Annotated in this window: 13 protein-coding genes; 8 read left to right on the forward strand and 5 right to left on the reverse strand. The window is 65.9% G+C overall.

Features of this window, described 5'->3' with window-relative positions; genetic code table 11:
- Position 1: 1 nt before the first annotated feature.
- Genes ACU18_RS08465 through ACU18_RS08475 form a run of 3 tightly spaced genes read right to left on the reverse strand, consistent with a single transcriptional unit; the run spans position 2 to position 3,125 of the window.
- The gene (locus tag ACU18_RS08465; RefSeq protein WP_050685101.1) at positions 2 to 1,009 is read right to left on the reverse strand and encodes a Bug family tripartite tricarboxylate transporter substrate binding protein; all 1,008 of its coding nucleotides are present in this window, start codon (positions 1,007 to 1,009) and stop codon (positions 2 to 4) included.
- Positions 1,006 to 2,529 (reverse strand): tripartite tricarboxylate transporter permease, encoded by a 1,524-nt coding sequence (locus ACU18_RS08470; protein WP_050685102.1) that lies wholly within the window; start codon positions 2,527 to 2,529, stop codon positions 1,006 to 1,008. The genes ACU18_RS08465 and ACU18_RS08470 overlap by 4 nt, the downstream gene beginning before the upstream one ends.
- 2 nt (positions 2,530 to 2,531) lie before the next feature.
- The gene (locus tag ACU18_RS08475; protein ID WP_050685103.1) at positions 2,532 to 3,125 is read right to left on the reverse strand and encodes a tripartite tricarboxylate transporter TctB family protein; all 594 of its coding nucleotides are present in this window, start codon (positions 3,123 to 3,125) and stop codon (positions 2,532 to 2,534) included.
- Positions 3,126 to 3,278: 153 nt separating this feature from the next.
- Here ACU18_RS08475 and ACU18_RS08480 point away from each other — a divergent pair, with 153 nt between their 5' ends.
- Both ACU18_RS08480 and ACU18_RS08485 read left to right on the forward strand, forming a co-directional pair.
- Entirely contained in the window at positions 3,279 to 4,118 is an 840-nt protein-coding gene (locus ACU18_RS08480) for a MurR/RpiR family transcriptional regulator (RefSeq protein WP_162242826.1), read from the forward strand.
- Positions 4,115 to 5,323: an MFS transporter gene (locus ACU18_RS08485; RefSeq protein ID WP_050685105.1), complete on the forward strand. Its 1,209-nt coding sequence runs from the start codon at positions 4,115 to 4,117 to the stop codon at positions 5,321 to 5,323. Before ACU18_RS08480 ends, ACU18_RS08485 begins: the two co-directional genes overlap by 4 nt.
- Here the strand turns inward: ACU18_RS08485 and ACU18_RS08490 are convergent.
- Entirely contained in the window at positions 5,320 to 6,063 is a 744-nt protein-coding gene (locus ACU18_RS08490) for a GAF and ANTAR domain-containing protein (protein WP_050685153.1), read from the reverse strand. The genes ACU18_RS08485 and ACU18_RS08490 overlap by 4 nt on opposite strands.
- Positions 6,064 to 6,455: 392 nt before the next feature.
- On the opposite strand from ACU18_RS08490, the gene ACU18_RS08495 reads away from it, so the two are divergent.
- The 6 genes from ACU18_RS08495 (at position 6,456) to ACU18_RS08520 (ending at position 11,222) form a co-directional block, all read left to right on the forward strand.
- Positions 6,456 to 6,911, forward strand: a complete 456-nt coding sequence (locus tag ACU18_RS08495) for a hypothetical protein (protein ID WP_050685106.1) — start codon at positions 6,456 to 6,458, stop codon at positions 6,909 to 6,911.
- A gap of 91 nt (positions 6,912 to 7,002) precedes the next feature.
- Entirely contained in the window at positions 7,003 to 7,845 is an 843-nt protein-coding gene (locus ACU18_RS08500; protein ID WP_082178250.1) for a hypothetical protein, read from the forward strand.
- A gap of 1 nt (position 7,846) precedes the next feature.
- A complete protein-coding gene (locus tag ACU18_RS08505) occupies positions 7,847 to 8,404 on the forward strand; it encodes a hypothetical protein (protein WP_050685108.1) in 558 nt (185 codons plus the stop codon).
- The gene (locus ACU18_RS08510; RefSeq protein WP_050685109.1) at positions 8,401 to 9,615 is read left to right on the forward strand and encodes a hypothetical protein; all 1,215 of its coding nucleotides are present in this window, start codon (positions 8,401 to 8,403) and stop codon (positions 9,613 to 9,615) included. The genes ACU18_RS08505 and ACU18_RS08510 overlap by 4 nt, the downstream gene beginning before the upstream one ends.
- 144 nt (positions 9,616 to 9,759) lie before the next feature.
- The gene (locus ACU18_RS08515) at positions 9,760 to 10,353 is read left to right on the forward strand and encodes an adenylate kinase (protein ID WP_050685110.1); all 594 of its coding nucleotides are present in this window, start codon (positions 9,760 to 9,762) and stop codon (positions 10,351 to 10,353) included.
- Positions 10,350 to 11,222: an NAD-dependent epimerase/dehydratase family protein gene (locus ACU18_RS08520; RefSeq protein ID WP_050685111.1), complete on the forward strand. Its 873-nt coding sequence runs from the start codon at positions 10,350 to 10,352 to the stop codon at positions 11,220 to 11,222. The genes ACU18_RS08515 and ACU18_RS08520 overlap by 4 nt, the downstream gene beginning before the upstream one ends.
- 20 nt (positions 11,223 to 11,242) lie before the next feature.
- On the opposite strand, the gene ACU18_RS08525 is transcribed toward ACU18_RS08520, so the two are convergent.
- Positions 11,243 to 12,352: a DNA alkylation repair protein gene (locus ACU18_RS08525; RefSeq protein WP_050685112.1), complete on the reverse strand. Its 1,110-nt coding sequence runs from the start codon at positions 12,350 to 12,352 to the stop codon at positions 11,243 to 11,245.
- Positions 12,353 to 12,497: the final 145 nt, after the last annotated feature.

Consider the following 12,497-nt stretch of genomic DNA (forward strand, 5'->3'; position numbering starts at 1 on the left):
GTTACTGCTGCTTCAGGAGTTCATCGATGACGGGCTTGATGGTGGATTCGCGCTCTTCCCAGAGCTTGGCTACGTCGCTGCTGGACTTCCAGGCGGGCTGGGTGGCCGCACCCTTGAGCTTTTCCTGCACGGCCGGAGTTTCCGTGGCTTTCTTCAGCGCGGACTCGAGCTTTGCCACAACGTCCTTGGGCGTTTTGGACGGAACGGAGAGGGCGAAGTTGCTGGCCATCGGCTTGACGTCGTAGCCGGAGCCCTTCAGCGTGGGAACCTCCGGGGCGAACGGGCTTGCAGCGTCCTCGACGACGGTCAGGAGATTGATGTCGCCGGATTTGTACTGGCCGTAAAAGCTCGAGACGCCGCCCAGGGCGAAATCGGTCTCACCGGAGACGATGGCTGCGACCTTGTCCGCGCCACTGTTGTAATGCACGATGTTGAAGTCCAGGCCAAGCTGGTCCTCGAGGAGACGCAGGTTGATGTGGTCATCTCCTGCGCGGGAGTCGGTGCCCACGGTGATCTTGCCCGGTTCGGCCTTGACGGCGTCGAACAGTTCCTTGATGGTTTTGTACTTGCTGTCCTTGTTGACGCCGATCACCACGGAGTTGGTGGCGAACGAGCCGATGGGGGTGAAGCTGCCGCGGTCGAAGGCGGCTTTTTTGGACGGGTCAAGGTAGCGGCCAAGGATGGAGGGGATGTTGGTGTTGCCGAAGGTGAGGCCGTCCGGCTTGGCCTGGGCCACATAGTTCAGGCCCACTACCTGGCTGCCGCCTTCCTTGTTGACCACCTTGATGTTGGCGCCCAGGTCCTCCTGCATCACAGGAGCAATGATGCGGGCCAGGATGTCGTTGCCGGCGCCGGCTGCGGACGGGACGATCCACTCGATGGTGGAGCCGGCTTTGGGGAAGTCGGCGGCAGCGGTGCTGGATGCCGGCTGTCCGCCGCAGCCTGTGAGGGCCAGGGCAACGGACGCGGCCAGTGCGGCGGTGGCGGTCAGTGCGGGGATTTTTTTCATTTCGCAAGCTCCTTTGATGCGACAGGGGTGATGGTCTTTTTCTTCAGCATGGAAGCGATGAGGGGGCGGACGGCGCCGAACAGGATGGCCAGGACGATGACGCCGATCAGGGTGAGGCTGATGGGGCCCTGCAGGAACACGTTGTAGTCGCCGCGGGACAGGGCCAGGGACCGCTGGAAGTTCTCTTCCAGCAACGGGCCCAGGATGAGTCCCAGGACCAGCGGCGTGAGCGGGACCTTGACCAGCTGGAAGACGTAGCCCAGCAGGCCGGCGCCCAGCATGATCAGGATGTCGAAGGCGCTGCCGTTGATGGAGTAGGTGCCCAGGAACATAAAGGCCAGGATGGCGGCCATGAGGTAGTGGAACGGAACCTTCAGCACGGCGATCCAGACCCGGGCCAGCGGCACGTTAAGGACCAGCAGGATCAGGTTGCCCACGATGAGGCTGGCGATGATGGCCCAGGCCACGTCCGGGTTGTCCCGGAACAGCAGCGGCCCGGGGATAAGCCCGTTCATGGTGAACGCGCCGGCCATGATGGCCACCGTGGCGGAGGTGGGGATGCCCAGGGTGAACAGCGGGATCATCGAGGACACTGCCAGGGCGTTGTTTGCCGATTCCGGTCCGGCGATGCCTTCCACCGCGCCCCGGCCGAACTCCTTGGAGCGCTTGGAGAGTTTTTTCTCCGCGGCGTAGGAGGCCAGTGAGGTGGCGGCGCCCGGAGAGCCCGGGAGCAGGCCCATAAAGAAGCCGATAACCGATCCGCGCAGGGACGGCAGTGCGGAGCGCCGCAGGTCGGTGCGGGTGGGCAGCAGCCTTGCGACCTTGAGCGGGCTCGGCACTCCCAGGGGGCCCTTCTGGGCCTGGCCCAGGACTTCGCTGAGGCCAAAGACGCCCATCACGATGGCCACGAGGCCCAGCCCGTCGAACAGTTCTGGCATGTCAAACGTGAAGCGGGCGATTCCGACACCGGAGTCCACCCCGACGGTGGCGATGGCCAGGCCGGCCGCGGCGCTGAGCAGGGCCTTGGCGGGGTTCGAGCCGGCGAAGCTGGTGATCAGGGCGAAGCCCAGGAGGGAGACGAGGAACAGTTCCGGGGCGCCGAATTCCAGGGCGAGGCGGCTGAACGGGGCCACCACCACAAACCCGACGACGCCGATCAGTCCGCCCACAAAGGAGGCGAGGGCCGCGATCACCAGGGCCGGTCCGCCCCGTCCCTGCTTGGCCATCTGGTAGCCGTCAAGGGTGGTGGCGATGGAGGATGCTTCGCCCGGGATCCGCAGCAGGACCGCCGTCGTGGTTCCGCCATAGGCCGCGCCGTACAGGATGGCGGCCAGCATGATGATCGCCGACGTGGCGTCCAAGCCGAAGGTCACCGGGATGAGCAGGGACACCGCCGCAGCCGGGCCGAAGCCCGGAAGTACGCCCACCAGCATGCCGAGCACGCAGCCGATCAGGGCAAACAGGAGGTGTTCGGGAGTGAAGACGGTGGCCAGGCCACCCAGAAGCTGGTCAAAACCCATGGCTACAGCCCCAGTCCGGCGAGGAAGTCGATGCTGGCGGTAGGCAGCGCCGTACCCAGCCACACTTCAAAAACAAGGCGGGACGCCAGCGCGGCGCCGACAGCCACCAGGACCGCCAGCCACAGTTTCCGCTTGCTGACGAGGAAGAGGATGGAGCCCAGCATCAGGGTCATCACGATGGTGTAGCCCAGGTAGGGCAGCAGCAGCGCGGCCAGCAGGATCGCGGCGGCGATGATCCCCACGCGGGCAATGCCCTGCCGGTCCGGGAAGTCCGCTTCCGGTTCCTCGCTGTTGTCGTCATCAAGCAGCGACACCAGTGCCGAACCGGAATCGTGGTGCGGCGGTACGGACTCCAGTATGTCGCCGATGGCGGGTGCTGCGGCAGCCGTTTTGCGAGCCGCTGCGAGCTGGAGGAGCCAGAGCACACCGGCCAGGGCCATCAGGGTGCCGGCCACTGTTGGGAAGAATCCGGCGCCCACGCCGGACGTGTTGGTGAGGCCATAACCGGCACCCACCACTGCTATGGCCAGGCCCCCGGCGACGGCCGCGGAGGCAACCGTCCATTCAAGCGCAACAGGTGCGTTGAGGGTTTGCATCTTTGTTGTCCGCCTCTCTGCGGCAAAGTGGAGAAAATAGGTGAAGCAGGATTGGTCCTTAACCGTTCTTGCAATCTTGCACAGGATTGCATGTCCGTGGCATAGTGTCAAGCATCACATCGAATGGAACGCGGATCTCAAAGGGGAGCCAGAGTGAGTTTCAAAGCAGTAGTTGCCAGCAGTACGGTCAGGCTGAGCGCTTCCGAGGAGCGCGCCATGAACGTGCTGATGTCCGGGGATATGGCGGGCATCCCGGCCGCTGAAGTGGCCGAACGGGCCCGGACCCATGAATCCACGGTGGTTCGCCTGGCAAAGAAGCTGGGCTACCGGGGCTACCCGGAGTTGCGGGCAGACCTGCGCAGGGACGAAGAGGAGACGGTTCCCAGCGCTACCGTGATGCGCGGGGAATCGGGCCATGACCTGACAGCCTTTATCGCCGACGAGATCAGGGCGCTGAAGCGGCTGCCGCATTTTGTGCCGCAGGAGGACCTGGACGCTGCCGCCAAGGCGCTGCACGTCTCCAGCGTGGTGTACCTGTACTCAAAAAACGATGAACGGCCCACGCTTGAACTGCTTGCCCGCCGGCTTCGGCGGCTGGGCCTGGCAACCGTCCTGCTGGGCGCCACCCCGAAGGACCTCGCGGAAGGCTTCGTCAGCTTCGACGAAAACAGCGCCCTCATAGCGCTGGCGCTGCGGGAAGCGCCGCTGCACCTTCCCACCCTCATCTCCGAGGCGGCGCGGCGCGGCGGCCGGAGCATTGTGCTTTCCGACGTTCCGGGTTACCGTTTCCGGCCCAGCCCGGACCACCTGCTTGCCGCCCGGCGCGGGGACGACACCGAATACCGGACCCAGCTGATTCCCATGGCGCTTGCCTACGCCCTGCAGCTGGCCATCTTCCACCTCGATCCGGACCGCTACCAGGCCACCCGCGACAGCATCGATGACCTGACCAGGCTGTTGGGGGGAGCGGACGAAATACCGCTGCGCCCGTGAGCCATGCAGGCTGGCGGACGGCCCTGAGCGGCCAAGCCATCCTGGCCCAGGCCTCGTGGGTGGGCATCCGGCTCATCATCGGCTACCGCGCGCTCGCCGCCGGGGCAGACCCGGTCTTCCTGGGCGCCCTCGCGTCAAGCTTCGCCCTTCCTGCGCTGCTTGCCGCCTTCCCCGTGGGGAGGCTGGCGGACAAAGTGGGCGGGATTGTGCTGGCTTTTACCGGGTTGCTGCTTGCGGCGGGCGGGACGGGCCTGATGCTGCTGGTGCCGGGGCTGCCCGTGTTGTTGCTGGCCAGTGCCGTGATTGGCCTGGGCCACCTGATGGTCATGGTGGGGCAGCAGGCCTTTGTGGCGCACGTCAGCCACGGCGCCTCCAGGGACAGCGCGTTCGGAACGCTCACTGCCGCGGCCTCGATCGGACAACTGGTGGGACCGCCCGCTGTCACCTTCGCGGCCGCGGCCACTGTGCCCGGCGGCAATCCTCCGGACACCAGCCTTGGCCTGTTGGTGTGCCTGGCATTCAGCACGCTGGCCCTGCCGGCCTACTTTTTCCTCCGCCGCACCGATGCGGGGCTGCGGAAGAACCGGCGGCAGGCGGGGGCGCCCCGGGCCAGTGCGGCCACGGTGCTGAAGACCCCCGGGCTGTGGCGGTCCCTGGTGGTCAGCGGAGCAGTGCTGGTGACCGTTGACCTGATGTATGCGTTCGTCCCCGTGTGGGCGTCGGAGCAAAATGTCAGTGCGCCGGTAGTGGGAATGCTCCTTGCCCTGCGCGCGGCCGTGTCAGTCGCCAGCAGGCTCGGGCTGACGCGCCTGATCGATAAATTCGGCCGCAAGGCAATGCTGATGGTTTCCATCGGTGCGGCAGTGCTCTCGCTCGCCGCGCTGCCCCTGGTGGGTGCCCCCGGCGCCATTGCGGTGATGGTGGGCCTTGGCCTTGGCCTGGGTATTCCGCAGCCTCTGACCATGGCCTGGGTGGTGGCGCTGACCGCCTCGTCGAGCCACGGCGCAGTCCTGGGGCTGCGGATGAGCGTCAACCGCCTGGCGCAGGTGACTTTGCCCGTCGCGGTCGGAGCTTTTGCGGCGCCGCTGGGCGTCCTGGGAATCTTCTGGGCCAACGCCGCGCTCCTGGTCGGAGCAGTCGTGGTGGTGGGCGGTTCCAACGTCGGCTCCCTGCCGCCCCGGGAGGCGGACGGTGGCGGGTCCTAGCCGTCGTAATGGGTTTTGGCCGGGCCCTGGCCCAGGGAATTGACCACCGCGGTCGCCACGTCATGCAGCTTCGAATTCCGGGTGCTGGAAGCCGTCCGCAGGATTTCGAAGGCCTCCTGCTGGCTGCACCGGTTCTGCGCCATGATGATGCCCACGGCCATGTCGATCTGGGTCCGTGATTCCAGTGTGGCCCGCAGGTTGGCTGCGGCTTCGCTGTAATGCGCAAAACGGACAGCCAGCCGCAGGGCCAACGACGTCTGCTTAACAAACTCTTCGGCAAATTTCAGCACCCGGCCCGCAAAGCGGTTGGGCCGGCTGGAATACAGCAAGAGGGCGGCCTTGGTTTCGCCCTCCAGTTCGAAAGGCAGGGCCAGGACCGACCGGACGCCTTCCGCCAGGACCGCCGCCGAGTAGTCCTGCCAGTGGACGTCGATGCTGGCGTCGCGGACATGGACCGTTTCGCGGCCGAGGGAGGCGGACATGCTGGGTGTGTGCGAAAACTCGTGTTCCAGCTGGCCCAGGCCATCGGCCCCCGGGCTGCTGGCAACAGTGGTGGCGGCCTTGCGCGGCCGCAGCAACGTGATGGCGCACAGGATCTCGTCGCCCGGCTCGGAGAGGTTGCGGGCAGAAACCTGCGCAAGTTCGCTCAGGAAGTCCTCCACGTCGGAACTGCTGAGGACCAGTTCATGGAGGTGCTCTGTGATGGATGTATCGGGTTTTGCAGTTGACTCGCCGGCCACGATTTTCTGGTGCCAATCGCTCAGGTCAAAACGAGCCAGCAACCCACAGCGGTTCCGCGTGCAACGGGGAACGGGTGACGGTCGCTGGATCGACGAACTTTCCAACGGCCTTCTGCTAAGCCGGTATCCAAAATTATATACACGCGCCAGCCGCTGAAACTGCACCGTCACGGATTGGGCGGCGCCGCGGCAAAAACTGAGTACCAGGTGGTGAAACCAAGAGGTCGCCGGCAGGAGCTGTGCCAAAAGACCAGTACCGCTACGCGTTGTTCACGTTCCCATCGCCCGGAAGTATGAGCGTCATCGAGCAGCCAAACGCCAGGATCCCACAGCGGGCCCGGTCGCTGTGAGTCTCATCATCACTCTTACTTTCAGACAAAGGAGTCCTACTCATGCGCACAATGACGAAGAAGAACAAGGTCCTCGCAACTGCTGGAGCGCTCGCACTGGTGGCCGGCGGCGGCGGCGCAGCCTACGCCTACTGGACCACGACGGGCTCGGGCAGTGGCACTGCCACCAATTCGGCCGGTCAAGGCACCATTACCCTGCACGCAAACTTCGCTGCTGGCCTTGCCCCGGGTAACAGCGTTCCGGTGTCCTATACGGCTGACAACGGAACATCCAGCAGCACCAAGGTGGGTGCGCTCACAGCCTCTGTGACGACGAATGTCACCGGATGCCTTCCGGGCTGGTTTGTCGTCACCGCAGACACGACTAACACCACCGTCTCTGCTAACACTCCAGGCATCGAAGTGGGCTCCGGAACCCTGACGTTCAACGACAACGCAGACGTCAACCAGGACGCGTGCAAGGGCGCCGTCGTAACCATCACGGTGGGCAGCGTCTAACAGGCTTCGCCGGCGGGGGAGGACCTGATCCTTCCCCGCCGGCGATTTCCAACCCGCCTGCAACTCCCAGACCAAACCAGAAGGGCAAGACGTGCAGAACGAATCCGGGTACTTCCGCACTGCCATGCGAAGAACCACTACAGCAGTCAAAGTGCTGCTGGTGGGGCTTCTGGTGATGCTCGTTTCGGCCGGCACCATCTTCGCTGCCAGCCAGGGCGGGAGCCAGAGCAGCACCAAAAAGGGCGTCACCATCCAGACCACTCCCGCCAGCCGGACGGTTGACCAGGGCGATACTGTCACCTATTCCGTGGCACTGACCTCGGCCAACGGCTTCAGCGGCACCGTCACTCCCACTGTTTCGGGACTTCCGGCCAGCACGACGGCGGTCTTCGCGCCGGCGTCGGTCACGCTGGGTTCCGGAAAGGCCGCCACGGTTGTGCTCACCGTGGCAACGTCAGCCACTACCCCGAACGGCAAAGCGGACCTCACCCTTTCCACCACCGCCGGCGACAGCCAGGCCGCCGCCGTTGTGGTCCAACTGTTCGTCCAGGCCGCCAAGAAGACGTTCAGCATCTCAGGCAACCTCGGCCAGCTGCTCACCCCCGGATCCACGCTCCCGCTCAATCCATCCTTCGCCAACCCGAACAACAAAACCCTGGCGCTGTCCAACCTGTCGGTGACGATCGCCGGCATCACCAGGACCCAGGCAGCCGTCGCGGCGGGGCTTCCCTGCACCATGGCGGACTACGTGGTGACCAACTACAGCGGAGGTTATCCACTGACCCTTCCGGTCGGGCCCAGCACCCTCAGCAACCTCAAATCGTCTTCGGCAGTGTGGCCGAAAATCACCATGCTGGACACGGCGCTGAACCAGGATGGCTGCAAGGGCGCCACGCTTCAGCTCGCCTACTCCGCCGTAGGGGAAGGGAACTGAGATGACATCCGGACGACACAGGGCAGCCACCGGGCGCTTCACAGCCACCACCATAAAGTCTGCGTCGCGGCCTGCGCCCCGAAAGCTGGCTGCCAGGACTGCGGCGGCAACCCTCACGCTGTGCCTGGCGACGGGCGCGGGCGGTGCCTACGCCTACTGGGCACTGCTGGGTTCGGGTACCGGTTCCGCCACCAACGGCACCATGGCAGCTGTCACGGCGCAGGCGCTCGTGGCAGGTGACAGCCCGCAAACCACCCTCGTCCCGGGCGGCACCGCCGATGTTGCCGTCCGGGCGTTCAACCCCAACAGCTACGCCGTGCAGGTTTACGCCATCACGGGCAGCGGCGCGGCCACGGCAGACGCCGCCCACGCGACCTGCCTCACCACCGGGGTGACATTCGTTGCTCCTGCGGCGCCGCTGGCCCCGCCGGTCACTATTGCAGCCAACTCGACGGCGCTGATCACCCTGCCCGGCGCCGCAGCCATGTCCACAGCATCAGCCTCAGTGTGCCAAGGCGCCACATTCAGCCTGCCCGTCACCCTGGAGGCCCGCAAATGAACCGTACAGCCAGGACCCGGATCGCTTGCGTGGTCACGGCGGCGCTCGCCGTTACGTGGGGTGGGCCGGCGGCCAACGCCTACTGGCAGGCCCTGGGCAGCAACGCCGGAGCAGCCCGCGCCGATTCATTACAGGCTGTGGCAGCACCCATAGCATCGGCATCTGCCGGTGCCGCTTCGGTCAGCTGGCAGCAGGGCACGACGGCGGCGGGCCGCCCGGTTGCCCGCTACACCGTTGCGCGTTACCCGTCAGCTGCCGGTGGCACCAAGGTTGCCGCCGGGGGAGCGTGCGCCGGAAACATCGATGCGCTCACCTGCACCGAGGCCGCCCTGCCGGCCGGCACCTGGTACTACACCGTCACGCCCGTCCTCGGCGCCTGGGCCGGGGCGGAATCGGCACGCAGCTTAGGTGTCGCTGCTGCAGACACCACACCACCACCGACGCCAACAATCAGCGCACCGGCGCTGATCACCAGCAGCACTGTCGGGGGTGTCCAGGTCAGCGGCAACGCCGAGCCGTTGTCATCGGTGACGATTACCGCCAAGGACGCTGGCGCAGTGCACTCGGTTCCGAAAACAGTCTCTGCCGACAGCTTGGGCCAGTGGAGTGCCGTGATGGACCTGACCACGCTCAACGACCCGACGGTCACTTATTCGGTGGTCGCCACGGATGCAGCGGGCAACGTCAGTGTTGTTGCCGGGACGGCTACCTCGAGCAAGGACACCACGGCGCCCACGGCCAAAGTCACCCTCGTCAATAACGGAACACAAGGGACGGCTGAAAAGGGCGACGCGGTTACCATCCAGTTCTCGAAGCCCATGAATCTCTCGTCCATTTGCAGCACATGGGTGACTGGCCAACAGCCTCCCGACGCATCAGCGAGTGGCGACGTAGTCGTAACGATTACCGGCACGAACCTGACCGTCAGCAGGACACTGGCCGGCTGCACCTTCAACATCGGGACCGTTTCGCTAGGGGCAACTTACGCAAATTCGGGCACTCTCACTTTCGAGGGAAGTGGTGGCAACGCTTCGAAGATCGCCTGGAACAACAACAACCAAACCCTAACCATCACGCTGGGACAGCGAGGCGGCAGTGCCAAGACCGGCGTCGCCACCTCTTCCCCCACTGTGACGCCGCCTCAAGGAGTAACGGACGCGAACGGGAACCAGGCAGTGGGCGCCGCCGCCTCCGCACCGTCCCGGTTCTGACTCCCCGCCAGCACCATGCCAGCCTCCGGTCCCCTCCCGGCGGCTGGCATTGTGCTGACCCTTATGGGCAGAATGAAGGACGCACCGGCGTTGCCGGAGGCTGCCCCAACACAGTGGCGATGACGCCGCGGAGGGACAAGGAATATGACCAGACTGCTCATCATCGGTCCGCCCGGCTCCGGAAAAGGCACCCAGGCCGAGCACGTGGCGCGGCATTTCGGGATCCCCGCCGTTTCCACCGGCGACATCTTCCGCAGCAACGTCAGCGAAGAGACCCCGCTGGGCAAGGAAGCAGCCAAATACCTGGATGACGGCCTTTTTGTGCCCGACCACCTGACGAACGCACTGGTCAAGGACAGGCTTTTGGACGCCGATGTCGAGGCCGGGTTCCTGCTGGACGGCTTTCCCCGCACGGCACCGCAGGTCACCGAACTGGACAACATGCTGCGCTCGCAGGGCAAGCGGGTGGACGCTGTCATCGAACTGCGGGCACCCGACGCCGAATTGGAACAACGCATGCTGCAGCGGGCCAAGGACCAGGGCCGCAAGGACGACACAGTGGATGTCTTCCGCCGCCGCCTCGACCTCTACCACCGCGAAACCCACGAAGTGGTCTCCGTGTACGCTGGCCGGGGTCTGGTGGTGTCCGTGGACGGCAGCGGGGACCCCGGCGAAATCACGGAGGCGGCCATTGCCGCCGTCGAACACTTCCTAAGCGGGCAAGGCGGGCACCCATGAGAATTGCAGTGACAGGCGGCAGTGGAAAACTGGGGCGGCACGTGGTGCGGAGGCTCACCGCTGACGGGCACCAGGTCCTGAACCTGGACCGGGCGGGGGACCGCAGCCCCGGCCTGGCCATCGTGGACCTCCGCAACTACGGCCAGGTCCTGGATGTGCTGCTGGGACTGGACGACAGGCACTCAGGCTTTGACGCCGTCGTCCACCTTGGGGCGATCCCCGCCCCGGGCATCCTCCCGGACGCGGCCACCTTCGAAAACAACATGCTCTCCACCTACAACGTCTTCCAGGCCGCCCGCCGCGCCGGGATCAAAAAGGTGGTTTACGCGTCCAGCGAGACGGTGCTGGGGCTGCCGTTCGACGTGGACCCGCCATACATCCCCGTGGACGAGGAATATCCCGCCCGGCCGGGAAGCACCTACTCGCTGGTCAAGCACCTCGAAGAGCAGATGGCGATCGAACTGACGCGCTGGGACCCGGAACTGGGCATCGTGGCGTTGCGGTTCTCCAACGTGATGGATGCGCAGGACTACGAGAACTTCCCGTCCTTTGATGCCGACGCCACACTGCGGAAGTGGAACCTGTGGGGCTACATTGACGGCCGCGACGGCGCCCAGGCCGTGGTCCGGGCGCTCGAGTACGGGGAGCCGGGGTTCGAAGCGTTCATCGTGGCCAACGCGGACACCGTGATGAGCCGTTCCAGCGCCAGCCTGGCCGCGGAGGTCTTCCCGGACGTCCGGGTCACCAAGGAGCTGGGGGAGCACGAAACCATGCTCTCCATTGACAAGGCGCGGCGGCTGCTGGGGTTCGAACCGGAGCACAGCTGGCGGACCTACCACCCCAACAGGACCACACCCACGGAGGACTGACGGAGCCGGCATCGCGGCCGTCAGGTGCGGACGTTGAACTCCGCGCGGCCGTGCCGTAGGCCATTGACCTGGAGCTCCAGGGCGTGCAGACCAGGATGATGGACCCGGGTGGTCATCGGTTTGAAGGCGTGCCGCTTCCCCAGCGTCCTGGTCTCGCCCGGGGCAAGGGTCAGTGCCGTGAGCTTGAAGATCTTCACGGACTGGCTGCCGTTGGCCTTGCGGTAGTGGACCGCGTAGTCCACCGCCAGCCGCGCCCGCTCACTGCCGCTGTTTGAGATCTCGAATTCGAAGCCCAGGTCCCCTGGCATGGCGACCTCGATCCGGTCCAGACGGAGCTCCGAGACAGCCACCGACGCCGGTTCGAAGCCCTGGAGCGCCAGCGCCTCCGGATGGCCCTTCTTAACCAGAGTCCGCAGTCCGTGCCGGACCACCCACGCCGTATTGGCGTCCGGCGCGGCCAGCCAGCCTGCCGCCGTCGACACCACTACGGCGGGTGCGTGGCGCGCCAGGTCGTTGAGGTGGTTGGCCACGGAGCGGCGCACGTACTCCGACGGGTCGCGGTACAGGGCGTCGAGGATGGGAAGGGTGGCTTCAGGGCGCTGAACCAGGGCCGGAACACGGACAGCCCAGGGCAGGTAGGCCCGGGTGCCCTCACTGGCGAGGCGGCGGACGTGTTCGTCGGGGTGGCCCGTCCAGGTCCGGATGGCCTGCAGGGCCGCGTCCGGATCCCGGGCCAGCAGCCGCCGGATGGCAAACTCCCCGGTCAGCCGGGGCGTCAGCTCAGCGAGAAAGGCCAGGCAGTCGCCAAAATCGCGGGCATCATCCGACTCGAGGGCCAGTGTGACGGCGGCCTCGGAGACCGGCCAGAGGATCCATCCGGTCAACCCGGGGTCAGCCAGCGCCTTCCGGAGCACATGGGCCGCCGTCGCGTAGCCAGGGTCCGGCAGGTGAGCCAGGTCCGCCACCAGCGCGGCGCTGACCTGGTCAGTGCGTTGGCGCAGGCTGAGTTCGGCCAGGCCCGTGCCGGCCCCGGCGAGCGCCGGCCACCGGGCGGCGGGCGCTGCGGTGACGAGGATCCCGGCCAGCACCCCCACCGACTGCCTGTTGATCAGCTCATTCATCGCACCCATGCCGTCAGGCTATCCCGCGGCGTCAATCACCACCCAACGGTGGCCAACGGGGATAATCTTCACCGTAGGTCTCATCATCGGCGCAAGGGCGGAACACACACGTGGCACAGGAACCAGGACAGCGAACATCCGGCAGGGGCCCCAA

It is taken from the genome of Arthrobacter sp. ZBG10 (assembly GCF_001238605.1).
Taxonomy (GTDB): Bacteria; Actinomycetota; Actinomycetes; order Actinomycetales; family Micrococcaceae; genus Arthrobacter.

Coding starts and splice junctions, on each gene's coding strand:
- ACU18_RS08465 (WP_050685101.1), bottom strand. CDS start 1,009: ATGAAAAAAATCCCCGCACTGACCGCCACCGCCGCACTGGCCGCGTCC.
- ACU18_RS08470 (WP_050685102.1), bottom strand. CDS start 2,529: ATGGGTTTTGACCAGCTTCTGGGTGGCCTGGCCACCGTCTTCACTCCC.
- ACU18_RS08475 (WP_050685103.1), bottom strand. CDS start 3,125: ATGCAAACCCTCAACGCACCTGTTGCGCTTGAATGGACGGTTGCCTCC.
- ACU18_RS08495 (WP_050685106.1), top strand. CDS start 6,456: ATGCGCACAATGACGAAGAAGAACAAGGTCCTCGCAACTGCTGGAGCG.
- ACU18_RS08505 (WP_050685108.1), top strand. CDS start 7,847: ATGACATCCGGACGACACAGGGCAGCCACCGGGCGCTTCACAGCCACC.
- ACU18_RS08510 (WP_050685109.1), top strand. CDS start 8,401: ATGAACCGTACAGCCAGGACCCGGATCGCTTGCGTGGTCACGGCGGCG.
- ACU18_RS08515 (WP_050685110.1), top strand. CDS start 9,760: ATGACCAGACTGCTCATCATCGGTCCGCCCGGCTCCGGAAAAGGCACC.
- ACU18_RS08520 (WP_050685111.1), top strand. CDS start 10,350: ATGAGAATTGCAGTGACAGGCGGCAGTGGAAAACTGGGGCGGCACGTG.
- ACU18_RS08525 (WP_050685112.1), bottom strand. CDS start 12,352: ATGGGTGCGATGAATGAGCTGATCAACAGGCAGTCGGTGGGGGTGCTG.